This is a genomic window from Pseudomonas sp. S1(2024) (assembly GCF_046557535.1).
Genome location: NZ_JBKGFP010000060.1, coordinates 22090 through 36836, shown reverse-complemented (window position 1 = coordinate 36836; position 14747 = coordinate 22090). Strand labels below are relative to the sequence as shown.

Here is a 14747-nt window from a genome sequence, read left to right as displayed (position 1 = left end):
CCTGTCCAACAGGCAGGCGCGGGTGGTCATGTTAAGCCAGACTGGTGTTTTTCCGGCGAGCGGTGCATGCTCGCTGCTGAAGCGTTTCACCCAGCTCGAAACCCACCCAGCAATGTGAGGTGCAGTACCCATGGACCGTCTGCTCGATTCACTCTTCCCCAGCGCCGAGGACATCCCGGAAACCTGGCGCCTGGAAGCCCCCCTGGAACAACGCGACTACCTGGTGAACGGTGAGCTCAGGCGGTGGGACGGCCCACTGGCCACAGTGCGCAGCCCGGTCTGGCTCAAGGAAGGCGACGATGAGCACCAGGTGGTGTTGGGCAGCGCTCCACTGCTCGATGCCGACACCGCGCTCACCGCCCTCGATGCCGCCGTGCAGGCGTACGACAAAGGCCGTGGCGCCTGGCCGAACATGCGCGTGGCCGAGCGAATCCAGCATGTCGAAACCTTCCTGGCGCGCATGCGCGAGCAGCGCCAGGCCGTGGTCAAGCTGCTGATGTGGGAAATCGGCAAGAACCTCAAGGACTCGGAAAAGGAATTCGACCGCACCTGCGACTACATCGTCGATACCATCAACGCCCTCAAGGACCTCGACCGCCGTTCCAGCCGCTTCGAGCTGGAACAGGGCACGCTCGGCCAGATCCGCCGAGCACCGCTGGGCGTGGCCCTGTGCATGGGCCCATACAACTACCCGCTGAACGAGACCTTCACCACGCTGATCCCGGCGCTGATCATGGGCAACACCGTGGTGTTCAAGCCGGCCAAGTTCGGCGTGCTGCTGATTCGGCCGTTGCTCGAAGCCTTCCGCGACAGCTTCCCGCCGGGGGTGATCAACGTCATCTACGGCCGTGGCCGGGAAACGGTGAGTGCGCTGATGGCCAGCGGCAAGGTCGATGTGTTCGCCTTCATCGGCACGCACAAGGCCGCCAGCGACCTGAAGAAACTGCACCCGCGCCCGCACCGGTTGCGCGCCGCGCTGGGGCTGGATGCCAAGAACCCGGGCATCGTGCTGCCCCAGGTGGACCTCGACAACGCCGTCGAAGAGGCCGTCACCGGTGCGCTGTCGTTCAATGGCCAGCGCTGCACGGCGCTGAAAATCCTGTTTGTCCATGAAGACGTAGTCGATGCCTTCCTCGACAAGTTCCAGCGCAAGCTGGCCGCCCTCAAGCCCGGCATGCCGTGGGAGTCTGGCGTAGCACTGACACCGCTGCCAGAGCACGGCAAGGTCGACTACCTCGACGGCCTGGTCGCCGATGCCACCGCCAAGGGCGCACGCGTGCTCAACGAAGGTGGTGGGCACAGCCGTGGCTCGTTCTTCTACCCCGCCGTGCTGTACCCGGTGAAGAGCGACATGCGCGTGTACCACGAGGAGCAGTTCGGCCCGCTGGTGCCGGTAGTGCCCTACCGCGACCTGCAGACGGTGATCGACTATGTGCTGGACTCTGACTACGGCCAGCAACTGAGCCTGTTCGGCAATGACCCGGCGACCATCGGCAGCCTGGTCGACATCTTTGCCAACCAGGTCGGGCGCATCAACATCAATGCGCAATGTCAGCGCGGCCCCGACACCTACCCGTTCAACGGCCGCAAGAACAGCGCCGAAGGCACCCTGTCGGTACACGACGCCCTGCGAGTGTTCTCTATCCGCACGCTGGTCGCGACGCGCTTCCTGGAGGCCAACAAGGAACTGATCAGCGAGATCATTCGCAACCGGCAGTCGACCTTCCTGACCACCGACTACATCTTCTGACCGCCACGCTTATAGAGAATCGATCTATCACCCCTGTCGATTTTCCATCTGCGCAAACGACTCTAAGCAAAAGGGCGCCAACCGGCGCCCACTTCCAAGGAGAGTCGAACATGGCAGCCAAACCCATTCCCGAAGGCCAGCACAGCATTACGCCCTACCTGGCCATCAACGACGCCGCCAAGGCCATCGAGTTCTACAAGAAGGCCTTTGGCGCGGTGGAAATGTTCCGCCTCGATGCCCCTGGCGGCCGCGTTGGCCATGCCGAGCTGAAAATCGGCGATTCGTCGCTGATGCTGGGCGACCCCTGCGACATGGAAGGCGGCCTCACCGCCAGCCAGAAGCTCAGCGGCGCCAGCGTAGGCCTGCACCTGTATGTCGAGGACTGCGACAAGGTCTATGCCCAGGCCCTGACGGCCGGCGCCACCCAGCTGCGTGCAGTGACGGACCAGTTCTACGGCGACCGCAGCGGCACCCTGAAAGACCCCTTCGGCAACATCTGGTTCGTTTCCACCCACAAGGAGGACCTGACCCCCGATGAAATTTGCGCCCGTGCTGCGAAGATGTTCGCTGGCACTGCGCAGTAAGTTGAAAGCGGCGCCACTTTGCTTGAAGCTTGGGGCTCGTAGCTGGGAGCTGCTTCATGCGAATCATCGACAAAACCGCCGCACAGGTCCGTAGCCTGACCCCTGCAGAAGAAGAGCTGCTGGTCGGCTTTGCCACCGGCAGCCTCACCGGCCCGCGCCTGCTGCAGGCCAACCAGTTGCTGATGAAGGTGCGCAACGCCAACCAGTGGCTGGCCTGCGATTGCCGCAACGATGCCTTGCCGGTACTGAATGTCACCCTCAACGGCAGCACCGGTACGCTGTTTCTCAAGAACAACCCGGGAACTGCCGAACACGCGCCTGGCTGCCCGTTCACCAAGGACGAGCGCGAAGCGACCGAGCGCGAGAACGACCCCGCACCACCTGCTGCCTGGCTACCGCCCGACACACCGTTGCGCCTGATTGGTGATTTCCGCAGCAGCACCACCAGCAGTGGTGGCGACGGCAGCGAACGGCGTGAACAACAGCGCCTGCTGTCACTGTTGCTGACCTGGATCGAGACCAGCGGCCTGAACCTGTATGCCACGCACCTGAAAAAGGACCTGACCGGGCAGTTTGCCGAGTTGCGCAGCGTTGCCAGCCGCTATCCGCTGCTGGAACGGGTGCCCGCAAGCAACTACCTGGAAACCCGCCTGGACATGAAGCACATGATGATGCTCAAGTCCCGCCTGCGTGAAGCCACGGTGTTCGGCAACCACCGCCGCCACGGCCTGCTGCTGGATTGCGTGGACCAGATCAAAGGGCGCAAGCTGTTCAATAACCGAAGTGAAGACGGCTTCGACTTCCAGGGGCACCACCTCTACTGGGGCGGCAACCGCACCAGCGGGCCATTGCTGGCGCTGATGCTCTATTCACCGACCAGTGCCGGCAGCCATTACTACGAACTGATCCATGTGGCCAGCGTGCCGGTGCTATCGCGTGCTCATCTGTTCCCGGTTTACCGCGATGAAGAACGCGAGCCGCTCAAGGCCCTGGTGTCGCTGGTCGACTGGATGGCCGGCAAAGGCGTGAAAGTGCAGATGCGCCGGCCGGTGATCGGCGGCCAGGTGATGGACGAACTGGTAATGACCTCGGACCAGGACCGGGTGTTGTCGGTATCGTTGCTGGAGCAGCCAATCGGCCCCGAACCGGATACCGAGAACTTCAAGCGCTACGCCGACTTCAAGAGCCTGGAAACCTTCCGCAAATTCGTCGCCGGCTTCTTCATGCGTGAGCGCTGAGCACCCTCTACCTTGTGGCGCGATGGGCTGCGAAGCAGCCCCGGCAATTCATGCACGAGTGCTGAAACCCAGGGGCCGCTTCGCGGCCCATCGCCGGCAAGCCAGCTCCCACCTGGACCGCACCAACCTCAAGCCATGCGCCGTCCCTGTGGGAGCGGGCGTGCCCGCGAAGAGGCCCATACAGGCTGCATGAGGTTTGCGTATCAACCCAGGAACAGCTTGTAAGCCGGGTTGTCGGTCTCATCCCAGTACCGGTACCCCATCTCATCCAGCGCCAGCGGCAACCCCGCCAACTCATCCCCCGGTACTTCCAGCGCCGCAAATACCCGTGCTTCTGCCGCGCCATGGTTGCGGTAATGGAACAAGCTGATATTCCAGCGCTTGCCAAGCCGTTCCAGAAAGCCCAGCAAAGCACCCGGGCGCTCGGGGAATTCGAAGCGCAGCACCCGCTCGTCAGCCCCGGGCGCGGCATGGCCGCCAACGGTATGGCGCACATGCAGCTTGGCCAGTTCGTTGTCGGTCAGGTCCAGCACGCTGTAGCCCTGCTCATGCAGGCTGGCCAGCAACTGCTCACGCGGGTCGTGCAGTGGGTGTGTCTGCACCCCAACGAACAGCCGCGCCTCCTTGCCAGGGTAATAGCGGTAGTTGAACTCGGTGATCTGCCGCTTGCCCAGGGCCTGGCAGAAGGCGCGGAAGCTGCCCGGCTGCTCCGGAATGGTGACAGCGATGATCGCCTCGCGCTGCTCGCCCAGTTCGGCACGCTCGGCCACATGGCGCAGGCGGTCGAAATTGACGTTGGCCCCGGAGTCGATGGCCACCAGGGTCTGCCCCTGCACGCCGTCGCGCGCCACATATTTCTTGATCCCCGCCACGGCCAGGGCGCCTGACGGCTCGGTGATCGAGCGGGTATCGTCGTAGATGTCCTTGATCGCCGCGCACAGCTCGTCGCTGCTCACGGTCACCACTTCATCAACGAAGTGCCGGCACAACTCGAAGCAATGGGCGCCGATCTGCGCTACCGCCACGCCATCTGCGAAGGTGCCGACCTGCGGCAGGATCACCCGCTCACCGGCCGCCATGGCAGCCTGCAGGCAGTTGGAGTCCTCCGGCTCGACGCCGATCACCTTCACCTCCGGGCGCAGGTACTTCACATAAGCGGCAATACCCGCGATCAGACCACCACCGCCCACTGGCACGAAGATGGCGTCCAGCGCACCCGGGCGCTGGCGCAGGATTTCCATGGCCACGGTGCCCTGCCCGGCGATCACATCCGGGTCGTCGAACGGTGGCACGAAGGTGGCGCCTTCGCTGTCGGCCAGTTTCAGCGCATGGGCCAAGGCATGGGGGAAGCTCTCGCCGTGCAGTACTACATGACCACCGCGCGAGCGTACACCCTCCACCTTCAGCGACGGCGTGGTGGTAGGCATGACGATGGTGGCCTTCATGCCCAGGTGCGATGCCGCCAGGGCCACGCCCTGGGCATGGTTGCCCGCAGAGGCGGTGATCACCCCGCGCTCGCGCTGCACGGTACTCAGCCGTGACAGGCGGGTATACGCACCGCGGATCTTGAACGAAAAGGTAGGCTGCAGGTCTTCCCGCTTCAGCAATACCTGGTTGCCCAGGCTGGCAGACAACGCAGGCGCAACTTGCAAAGGCGTTTCGATGGCCAGGTCGTACACCGGGGCGGCAAGAATGCGCCGCACCTGCTCCGACAGCAGTTGCTGGGGGGTGACGGTAGAACGAGGGCTGACGAAGCTGGTCATCGATGACTCCTTGGCTGTGTTCACGTTGCCCAGGAGTCAGAGAGAAGAAACCCGCCTCCAGGGCGGGTTCGGTGCACGTACGCGCTAGCCCGCCAAACTGATAATGGCGGTAATAATAATGGCGTTGACGTGCTGGAAAGTTTTCATGGGGTAGGAACTTAGCCGGTAGCGCAGCACAAAGTCAACACTTGGCCTGCTGCGCCGAAAGCGGCACATCGAATACCTTGTCGAAGCCCCACTGGAAGACAAACGCGTAAGCGAAGAAGAACACGAACAACGCCAGGTTGGTCAGCAACGCCGCCCACAGGCTGACATCCAGCCAGTACGCCACCAGCGGCAGCAGGATCAGCACCAGCCCGCCCTCGAAGCCCAGCGCATGCAGCAGGCGCCGCAGGAAAGTGCGCTCACGCCGGTGCTGGCGCGCTTCCCAGCGTTCGAACACCCAGTTGTAGGCCATGTTCCAGCTCATCGCGATGCCCGACATCAGCACCGACAGCACGGTCGACTGCGCCATGCCGGCACCGAACGCCAGCTCCAGCGCGGGCGCCACGCAGGCGACGGCGATGGCCTCGTAAAGGATGGCCTGGACGATCTTGCGTGCCTTGCCTTGCATGTTCAGCTCCCTGGGTAAACGACCTGTAAAACTACAAGAAGTGGCCCACAAGAAAAAGCCTGAAATTTGGACAACCCCGCGTTCGGCTGCTTGTATCTATCCAGTACAAACGGCAGCAAGTCGTACAACTTCGTCCAGGGAATCGAACGAGGATAAAGACGATGGCCCACCCCTTCCTGTCGGTGACCGGCAAATGAGCCTGGTATTCATCGACTTCCTCACCTACGTGCTGTTCGGCCTGAAGATCCTCGCGATCATCCTGGCCTCGCTGATGTTCCTGCTGGGTCTGGATGATCTGTTCATCGACCTGTGCTACTGGGGCCGCAAGCTGATCCGGCGCTTTCGCATCTACGACAAGTACGAGAAAGCCGACGAAAAACGCCTGTTCGAGGTACCGGAGAAACCGCTGGCCATCATGGTCCCGGCCTGGAACGAAGTGGGCGTGGTGGGCGAGATGGCGCGCCTGGCAGCCTCGACCATCGACTACGAGAACTACCAGATCTTCGTCGGCACCTACCCCAACGACCCGCAAACCCAGGCCGATGTCGACGCCGTGTGCCTGCACTACCCCAACGTGCACAAGGTGGTCTGCGCCCGCCCCGGCCCCACCAGCAAGGCCGACTGCCTGAACAACATCATCGACGCGCTGCTGCGCTTCCAGCAGGACGCCGGCATCGAGTTTGCCGGTTTCATCCTGCACGACGCCGAAGACGTGATTTCGCCCATGGAGCTGCGCCTGTTCAACTACCTGCTGCCGAACAAGGACATGATCCAGATCCCGGTGTACCCCTACGCACCGGAATGGAAAGGCTTCACCGCCGGCCACTATGTCGACGAGTTCGCCGAAAACCACGGCAAGGACGTGATCGTGCGCGAGGCCCTGACCGGCCAGGTGCCCAGCGCCGGGGTCGGCACCTGCTTCAGCCGCCGCGCCATCAGCGCGCTGCTCGAGGACGGTGACGGCATCGCCTTCGACGTACAGAGCCTCACCGAAGACTACGACATCGGCTTCCGCCTGAAGCAGAAGGGCATGAAGTGCATTTTCGCCCGCTACTCCATCACCGACCCGGCGCTGACCCTGAAGCAGGAATGGCGCCCGGGCATGAGCCGCGAATTTTCCCAGGTGATCTGCGTGCGCGAGCACTTCCCGCGCGACTGGCAGCATGCCATCCGGCAAAAGTCGCGGTGGATCGTCGGCATCGTGTTCCAGGGCACCAGCAACCTCGGCTGGAGTCGCAAAGGCGCGCTCAACTACTTCCTCTGGCGCGACCGCCGCGGCCTGTTCGCCTACCTGCTGAGTTTCCTGGTCAACCTGTTGCTGCTGGTGTTGCTGGCCATGTGGCTGGTCACGGTGATTGCGCCGGAGTCGTGGCGCTTCATGTCGATCCTCAGCGACAGCTGGCTGCTGACCACCTTGCTGTGGCTGAACGGGCTGATGCTGTTCAACCGACTGTTCCAGCGCGCCTGGTTCGTCACCCGCTTCTATGGCATCGGCGAAGGGCTGCTGTCGGCACCGCGGATGATGTGGAGCAACTTCGTCAACTTTTTCGCCAACCTGCGTGCCCTGCGCCAGGTGATGGAAATGGGTGACTCGCGGCGCGTGGCCTGGGACAAGACCACCCACGAATTCCCCGCCATCGCTGCCCCCGCCCGCACGCCGCTGGGTCAGCGCCTGGTGGCCAAGGGCCTGATCAGCGACGAACAACTGCAACAGGCGATCACCAGCCCGGTACGCCGGCGCCTGGGCCGCGAGCTGCTGCTGCGCGGCTGGCTGAACAGCGAACAGCTGGTCGCCACCTTGGCCGAGCAAATGGACCTGCCCTGGGCACCGCTCAACCCGTTCAAGCTCGACCCGCAGCTGATCGCCAAACTGCCGCGCAAGCTGGCGACGCACTATGGCGTGCTACCGGTGGCCGAAGACGGCGACACGCTGGTACTGGCCAGCGAAAGCCCGGTCAGCCAGGTGTCGCTGGGGGTAATCAGCCGCCACCTGAAGCGCCCGGTCAGCGCCCGCCTGGCGCCCCAGGGCCGGGTGACCCTGGGCCTGCGCTACCACTACCCAAGCCCCTGGCAGAAGCCGGAAACCCGCGACATGCTGGCCATCCTCGAGCGCCACCAGGACGACGAAGTGCTGCTGGAACAGGTCAGCCATCACCAGGTAATGCTCGGCGCCCTGCTGCAGGTGCGCGGCATGGTCCCGGTCACTTTGTTCAACCAGGCGCTGATCGACTTCGACCCGGAACACCAGAGCCTCGGCGAGCACCTGATCGCCCGCGGCATCATCACCGAGCAGGTGCTGCAGCAGGCCCTGATCGAACAGGCCAGCGAACAGCAGGCCGCCTTTGACCTGACCCGGGAGGTGGCATGAAGCCGCGCTTTTCCCTCACCTTCACTGGCTTGTTGCTGTGTTCCGCCGCCCTGCCCTGCGCCGCTTCGGCGCCGATGACCGACTTTCAGCGGTTCACCAGCTACCCGTTCATGGAGCGCAGCTACCGCGAAGCGAAGAAGGACAACTGGGCCGAGGTCGAACGCCTGACCCGCCACGTGCTGGGCCGGGTGCCGAACAACGACGAAGCGCGTGCACTGCTGGTGGAGGCGCTGGCTCACCAGCGCCGCTACAAGGAGGCCGAAGCCCTTGCCGAACAACTGGGTGACAGCCCCGAACACGCCAACGCCCTGCTGGAACTACGCTTGACCTGGATCGAACAGGACCCACCGCCGGCCAGCCAGGTGGAACAATGGCTGGCCAGCAGCGACGGCGCTCAACGGGTGCGCCTGTGGCAGGCCTATAGCCTGAGCCTGGCCAGATTCGGGGGTGCTGCCAGGGCGCTGGACTGGCTCAATCATCTGCCGGCACAGGGGGACGGCCAGGTTCTGCGCCTGGCCCGGGCCAACTTCGCCGAACAACTGCGCAACTGGAAGGAGACCATCGAACAGCTGCAGCCGCTGGCCGAGCAGGGCCAGTTGCCGGCGCAAGACTGGCAACGCCTGGCCAATGCCTACATCCAGCAAGTGGATGAGAAAGGGCTGAAAGCACTGCTGCCCAGCGCCCCCTCCCCCGGCGCAGCCAACCAGGCTCGCCTGGCCATGGCCAACCGCGCCATTGCCGTCGGCCATAACCAGCAGGCACAGCGTTGGCTGCAGGCGTTGCCCACCGCAGAGCTGAACCAGCCCGAGCAGCGCCAGCAACTGTGGGAGCTCGCCCGCGAAGGCGACGACGCACCGCTGGTACAGCGCCTGAGCAACGAACTGCAACGGCCCTGTCTGGAAACCGTGGACTGGTTGTCGCGCCACGACCCGCAGTTGGCGCGCGAGCAGTTCAAGGGCTGCACGGCCAGCACTGACCCAAAGGCCTACGCCGTGCTCAAGCAACGCCTGTACGGCGACCCGCCCCAGCCCCCGCAACCACGTACCGCCGCCGAGTGGGAGCAACGCTATCGACAGAGCGGCGATATGGCCGCACTGGAGCAAACCACCTTCCTGCTGATGCAGCAAGGCCATGACGAACACGCCCGGCAATTGCTGGAGCAGGCCTACGACCGCCACCAGGGCCGCCTTGCACCGTCGCTGCTGCAGCGCCTTGGCAACCTGTATGCGCGTAACGACGGCCCGCTGGACGCCCGCCGCATGCTCGGCCTGGTCCCTCGGGTCGACGCCACTACCCGGGCCCAGTTGCTCGGCCGCCTTGCCGAGGCTGGCCAGTGCGATGCCGTGCGCCAGGCAGTACCGGCAACCCCGAGCGAACCTGGCCAGTACCGCGCCCTGGGCCGCTGCGCCATGCCCGACCACCCAGGCGAAGCGGTGGTCTACTACCAGGCCGCCGAGCGCCTGGGCGACAGCGGGAGCCGCCTGCCCCTGGCCTATGCCCTGGAAGCCGCTGGCGACTCCGAAGCGGCCCTGCCCATCTGGCGCACCCAGCCCGACAGTGCCTGGACCGACAACGCCCGCCTCACTGCCGCTCGCGGCGCGTTGAACGCCGGCGACGCACAAGCGGCCCGGCGCTATTGGGACGCCGCCGCGCACGATAGCGCCGACGATTGGGCCCTGGGTGCCGCCATCGCCCAGCGCCAAGGCGAATACCAGGCGGCGCTGGGCTTCCAGCGCCAGGCCCTGGCACACAACCCGCGGGCCGACCACTACTACGCGGCCTCCAGCACCGCGCAACTGGCTGGCGACAGTGCCCAGAGCAGCGCCTGGCTGGCAGAAGCCGTGCGCCTGGCTCCCGACCAGCCACGCTACCGCGCCGACTACGGCATGCGCCTGGCCGGCTCGACGGACAAGGCCCAGCGCCGCCAGTCGATCCCCTACCTGGAACGCGCCACCCACGACTTCCCCGAGGACTACCGCCTTGGCGAGACGCTGGCCTTGCGCTATGACGAAGCCGAAGACAGCGCTTCGGCGCGCCGCGAACTGCGCCGCATCCTCGATGTGGAGCAGGACCTGGTCGACGGCGACGACGAATACGGCAGCCTGGAAGCGCGCAAGTACCGCCAGCGCCGCGCCCACGAAAGCCTGTCGCGGCGCGACACCATCACCCTGGCCAGCACCTGGTCGCCGGCCGGTACCTCGACCAACGACAAGTTCCTCGACAATGGCCAGCGCAGCGGCACTTCGCGCCGCGCGCAATCGCAGAACGTGCAACTGGCCATGTGGGACCACGCCCTGGGCGAAGAGCCCAGCCGCAACGGCAGCACCCTGTCTGTGTATGGCCGCGTGCTGTTCGGTGGGCAAAGCCGCACCGACTACGCGCAAAGCATGGGTACCGGTGTCGGCCTGCGCTACAAACCATTCGGCCAGGCCAACCTCAACCTGTATGCCGAGCTGTACCACCAGCGTCAGATCGACGAGGAACACTACCGCGGGCTGAGCCTGGGCCAACTGCTTAGCCCCGCCAAGGTCGGCGGCAACTGGGGCGACCTGCGTCACCACGCCGAATCGAGCAACGACCTGCTGTTGCGGGCCACCGCTTCTTTCCTCGACCAGGGCGACTGGCGCAACGACTGGCGGGTCGATGAAGACGACTGGAACGAACGCTTCCTCTACCTCGACGACGCCTGGTGGACCCGTGCCGGCGACCACGCCTGGCTGTCGCGCTACCAGCAAGGCCACGCCTGGAAGCTGCCGGGCAGCTCACCGCAAACCATCATGCCCTATGGTTTTGTCGAGTTTTCCAGCCAGGACCCGAGCAACGACTGGCGCCAGGACGCTCGGGCCGGGGTGGGCGTGCGCTGGCAGTGGTGGTTCGATGATGACCGCTACAACGCCTACCGCGGTTCGCTGAAAGTGCGTGCCGAGTACCAGCAATCGCTGGGCGGCAATCTATACGAGCGCGCCAATGGCGTGCTGGTCGGTGCGGAGATGACCTTCTGATGCGTACGTTCCTGGCCCTCTGCCTGGTTGCCCTGTGCCTGCCAGCCAGCGCCGACCAGCGCCTGTTCTACCAACCCCTCAACCGCGACGCCAATGTCACCCCCGCCCAGTGGCAGCAACTGTGGCATGCCACCGTGGCCCAGGGCGGCAAAACCCTGATCGTGCAGTGGAGCGCCTATGGCGACAGCGATTTCGGCGGTGCCCGGGGCTGGCTGGCCGACAGCCTGCGCAGCGCGCGTGCCCAGGGCCTGCAACTGGTGCTGGGGCTGTACATGGACCCGGCCTATTACCAGCGCATCGACGAGCTGGACGGTGAAGGCCTGAACAGCTACTGGAAGGCGCAGCTGGGGCGCTCGCTCAGCCAGTATCAGCAACTGCGCCAGGCGTGGCAGTTGCCGGTGGACGGCTGGTACCTGCCCATGGAGCTGGACGACCATCACTTTCGCGAGGCCGAGCGCCGGGATGCCCTGCGCAGCCAGTTGCAGGCCTTCAACCGGCAACTGGACAAGCCTTTGCACATCAGTGCTTTCAGCGCCGGCAAACTCTCACCGCGGGTCAATGCCGCATGGCTGGATCAACTGGCCGGGTTGGGCTTGACTGTGTGGTGGCAGGATGGCACCGGGACCGGGCGCTTGCCCGCGCTGGTGCGCCAGGGTTACGAGCAGGCCTTGCCGTGCCGGGTTGGCGTGGTGCGCGAGGCGTTCCGCCAGGTGAGCGCGCCAGGCCAGGCGTTTCGGGCTGAGCCTGCCCAGCCGAAGCTGGGCGCCGGGTGCCATGCCGAGGCGGTGTTCGACCTGCGTTACCGGCCATGGGCCCGGGGTGTTCTGCCCACCAATTGAGTCTCCAGTACCGGCCTCTTCGCGGGCACGCCCGCGAAAGGGCCGGGCCTGGCATAGCAGTACTCACAGGAGCCCGAATGTTCAAGACCATCGAAGCCCACGTTCGCAAACAGGTCGCCCCCGCCGCCCTGCGCGCCGAATTCCGCCAGCACGAATTCGAGCTCATGCGCCCGTTCTGCCTGCTGGTATTCTGCGTCAGCATTCTGATCTGGCTGGTCTTCGACCTGATCGTCAGCTTCCTCGGCGGCCAGGGTTTCACCTGGCTGTCCTATCTGTTCATCACCCTGCTCGGCAGCCTCACCGTGGTACTGCGGTTCACCCGTCGCAGCCATCACTTCGATGTACTCAACCTGCTGTTCATCGCCGCCATCACCCTGGGCATGCGCCTGGTGATCGAAGGCATCCCGGTGGCCCAGCGCCCGGTATGGCTGGTGCTCGGGGTGTCCACCGTGCTGTATGCCGTTTCGGTGCTGCCGGTGCGGCGCTGGTCGTTCTTCTGCGCCATGGCCATCACCTGGGTGGTGCTCAACCCGTTCTACCACACCCGTATCGGGCCGGACGAACTCGAAGGCGCCATGCTGATCAGCTACGCGGTGTTCCTCAGCGGCCTGGTCATCTACAGCTACCTGCAGATGCGCAAGGCCAAGCTGCACAACTTCTACCTGTCCAAGGTGCTGCTGGACCAGGCCTATGTCGATGCCCTGACCGAAATCCCCAATCGCCGCTCGTTCATGGCCCAGGCCGGCCACCAGCTGCGCCTGGCCACGACCGAGCAGTACCTGGCGATGATCGACATCGACAACTTCAAGCGGGTGAATGACCGTTTTGGCCATGACGTTGGCGATGAAGTACTCAAGCGCGTGGCCCTGCATATCAAGGCGAGCATGGCCGGTTACGAGTTTGCCCGACTGGGTGGTGAGGAATTCGCGATCTTTTTCCAGGGGCTGGACCAGCAAGGCGCCGAGCAACGAGTGGCGGCGCTGTGCCAACGAGTACGTGAAGATGTCGGCGAACACCCGGTAACCATCAGCATTGGCCTCGCCCGGGTGGACCAGGGCGACAGCCTGACCACGGCGCTGGTGCGCGCCGACCAGGCGCTGTACGAGGCCAAGCACAGTGGCAAGGACCGGTTTGTGCTGTGGTCCGCCCGGCTGGCAGAAAGTGATTAGCAAGCCCGGCCCTTTCGCGGGTAAACCCGCTCCCACAGGTGCTCCACAATGTTTGAAATCTGTACGGCTCTTGTAGGAGCGGGTTTACCCGCGAAAGGGCCGGCACAGGCACCCAATCACCCGGCAGGCAAGCGAATCCGGAACTGCGCGCCACCCAGCGCCGACTGCGCCACGGTCAAGGTGCCACCCTGCCCCTCGATCGCCCGCCGGCTGATCGCCAAGCCCAGGCCAAACCCTCCGGTATTGCGGTCACGGCTACGGTCCAGGCGGTAGAACGGCTGGAAAATCCGCTCGCGCTCCTCCACCGGAATCCCAATCCCGTCATCCTCCACCGTCACCAGGCAGGCGCCATCGTCTTCCAGGCGCAAGCGCAGCAACAGGCTCTCGTCGCAGTAACGCATGGCATTGCGCACCAGGTTCTGCACCGCCCGTGCCGTCAGCCGTGGGTCCAGCACAAAACGCGGCAAATCTCCCTCGGCCCGCACCTCCCACTGGATACCCCGGCCATCGAGTTCCTCGGCAAAGCCGCCGAGTACACTGTCGACCAGCTCCAGCAACGAGACCTCGACCCGCTCGCGGGCCTGGTCGGCGTTGTACAGCCGGCTGTAGGACAACAGCTCCAGCACCAGCTCATCCAGCTCACGCACATGCCCCACCAGCTCCAGCAGGCGCTTGCGGCTGGCCGGCGGCACTTCGTCGAACAGCAGCACCAGACCGAAATCCAGCCGGGTCAACGGCGTGCGCAACTCGTGCGACACCGCATTGAGCAGCTCGCGCTGCTGGTTCACGTGGCGTTCCAGGTCACTGGCCATGGTGTCGAACACCCCGGCCAGTTCACCGATGTTGGAGTGCGGCGAGATGTGCGTACGCTCGGCCATCTGCCCCTGACCCAGGCGCCGGGCGGTTTCCTTGAGGCGCTCCAGGTCGCGCCAGTGCGGCCATACCCACAGCAACAGGCAACCGAGCATCGCTGCACCGATCAGGACGGTCACACCCCACGACAGCACATTGATATCCAGCGGGTCTGGCGGTGAGTGCAGACGCACCAGCCATTCCTTGTCCAGCGGCGCCAGCACCGTCTCGTAGTAGCCCCATTCGGCAATGCGCACGGCGTACAGGCCGTGCTCCAGGCGCGCCTGCTCGTCCTCGCTCAGGTCAGCCTGGTCCATGCGCAGCAGTTGCAGTTCCAGCGGTGCGAAATCACTGGCCAGCTCTTGCTCCACCGCCGGCCACTGCTCGCGCGGGGCCTGGCGGAACTGGCGCACGATCAGCGACTGCACGCCTTTGGCCTGGTCCAGGTTGTAGGCCATGAAGCGGTCCTGGAACAGGCCGACGATGGTGTCGGGGATGAACAACAGTGCACCGGCATAGGCAACGATGATCACCAGGTACAGCCGCACCAGAATCTTCAGCATGGGCGG

Annotated in this window: 10 protein-coding genes; 7 read left to right on the top strand and 3 right to left on the bottom strand. The window is 64.7% G+C overall.

Going from position 1 to position 14747, the window contains the following annotated elements; all coding sequences use genetic code 11:
* Positions 1-130: 130 nt before the first annotated feature.
* From ACLCGK_RS15995 to ACLCGK_RS15985, 3 genes are all read left to right on the top strand, one after another.
* The gene (locus ACLCGK_RS15995; protein ID WP_410952387.1) at positions 131-1750 is read left to right on the top strand and encodes an NADP-dependent glyceraldehyde-3-phosphate dehydrogenase; all 1620 of its coding nucleotides are present in this window, start codon (positions 131-133) and stop codon (positions 1748-1750) included.
* A gap of 110 nt (positions 1751-1860) precedes the next feature.
* Positions 1861-2334, top strand: coding sequence for a VOC family protein (locus ACLCGK_RS15990; RefSeq protein WP_410952386.1), 474 nt, complete (start codon positions 1861-1863; stop codon positions 2332-2334).
* Between the two features lie 56 nt (positions 2335-2390).
* Entirely contained in the window at positions 2391-3572 is a 1182-nt protein-coding gene (locus tag ACLCGK_RS15985) for a hypothetical protein (protein ID WP_039614693.1), read from the top strand.
* A 203-nt stretch (positions 3573-3775) separates the two neighbouring features.
* On the opposite strand, the gene ilvA is transcribed toward ACLCGK_RS15985, so the two are convergent.
* Positions 3776-5335 carry a threonine ammonia-lyase, biosynthetic gene (gene ilvA, locus ACLCGK_RS15980; RefSeq protein WP_410952385.1) on the bottom strand — a complete coding sequence of 520 codons (1560 nt, stop codon included), beginning with the start codon at positions 5333-5335 and terminating at the stop codon, positions 3776-3778.
* Between the two features lie 181 nt (positions 5336-5516).
* Positions 5517-5948, bottom strand: a complete 432-nt coding sequence (locus ACLCGK_RS15975) for a PACE efflux transporter (protein ID WP_025339342.1) — start codon at positions 5946-5948, stop codon at positions 5517-5519.
* Positions 5949-6141: 193 nt separating this feature from the next.
* Between ACLCGK_RS15975 and nrfB the strand changes: the two genes are divergently transcribed.
* The 4 genes from nrfB to ACLCGK_RS15955 all read left to right on the top strand — a co-directional run bounded on the left by nrfB (position 6142) and on the right by ACLCGK_RS15955 (position 13326).
* On the top strand, positions 6142-8316 hold the full coding sequence (gene nrfB / locus ACLCGK_RS15970) for a cyclic di-3',5'-guanylate-activated glycosyltransferase NrfB (RefSeq protein ID WP_013972834.1): 2175 nt from the start codon (positions 6142-6144) through the stop codon (positions 8314-8316).
* Positions 8313-11318: a phage receptor gene (locus tag ACLCGK_RS15965; protein ID WP_410952384.1), complete on the top strand. Its 3006-nt coding sequence runs from the start codon at positions 8313-8315 to the stop codon at positions 11316-11318. Before nrfB ends, ACLCGK_RS15965 begins: the two co-directional genes overlap by 4 nt.
* Positions 11318-12157: a DUF4434 family protein gene (locus ACLCGK_RS15960; protein WP_410952383.1), complete on the top strand. Its 840-nt coding sequence runs from the start codon at positions 11318-11320 to the stop codon at positions 12155-12157. The genes ACLCGK_RS15965 and ACLCGK_RS15960 overlap by 1 nt, the downstream gene beginning before the upstream one ends.
* Positions 12158-12234: 77 nt before the next feature.
* Positions 12235-13326, top strand: coding sequence for a diguanylate cyclase domain-containing protein (locus ACLCGK_RS15955; protein WP_410952382.1), 1092 nt, complete (start codon positions 12235-12237; stop codon positions 13324-13326).
* 116 nt (positions 13327-13442) lie between these two features.
* Here ACLCGK_RS15955 and ACLCGK_RS15950 read toward each other — a convergent pair whose 3' ends face one another.
* Positions 13443-14741, bottom strand: coding sequence for an ATP-binding protein (locus ACLCGK_RS15950; RefSeq protein ID WP_013972839.1), 1299 nt, complete (start codon positions 14739-14741; stop codon positions 13443-13445).
* Positions 14742-14747 lie beyond the last annotated feature (6 nt).

Bases quoted from the DNA above. Each gene is read 5' to 3' on its own strand.
- ACLCGK_RS15995 (WP_410952387.1), top strand. From the start codon at position 131: ATGGACCGTCTGCTCGATTCACTCTTCCCCAGCGCCGAGGACATCCCG.
- ACLCGK_RS15990 (WP_410952386.1), top strand. From the start codon at position 1,861: ATGGCAGCCAAACCCATTCCCGAAGGCCAGCACAGCATTACGCCCTAC.
- ACLCGK_RS15985 (WP_039614693.1), top strand. From the start codon at position 2,391: ATGCGAATCATCGACAAAACCGCCGCACAGGTCCGTAGCCTGACCCCT.
- ilvA (WP_410952385.1), bottom strand. From the start codon at position 5,335: ATGACCAGCTTCGTCAGCCCTCGTTCTACCGTCACCCCCCAGCAACTG.
- ACLCGK_RS15975 (WP_025339342.1), bottom strand. From the start codon at position 5,948: ATGCAAGGCAAGGCACGCAAGATCGTCCAGGCCATCCTTTACGAGGCC.
- nrfB (WP_013972834.1), top strand. From the start codon at position 6,142: ATGAGCCTGGTATTCATCGACTTCCTCACCTACGTGCTGTTCGGCCTG.
- ACLCGK_RS15965 (WP_410952384.1), top strand. From the start codon at position 8,313: ATGAAGCCGCGCTTTTCCCTCACCTTCACTGGCTTGTTGCTGTGTTCC.
- ACLCGK_RS15960 (WP_410952383.1), top strand. From the start codon at position 11,318: ATGCGTACGTTCCTGGCCCTCTGCCTGGTTGCCCTGTGCCTGCCAGCC.
- ACLCGK_RS15955 (WP_410952382.1), top strand. From the start codon at position 12,235: ATGTTCAAGACCATCGAAGCCCACGTTCGCAAACAGGTCGCCCCCGCC.
- ACLCGK_RS15950 (WP_013972839.1), bottom strand. From the start codon at position 14,741: ATGCTGAAGATTCTGGTGCGGCTGTACCTGGTGATCATCGTTGCCTAT.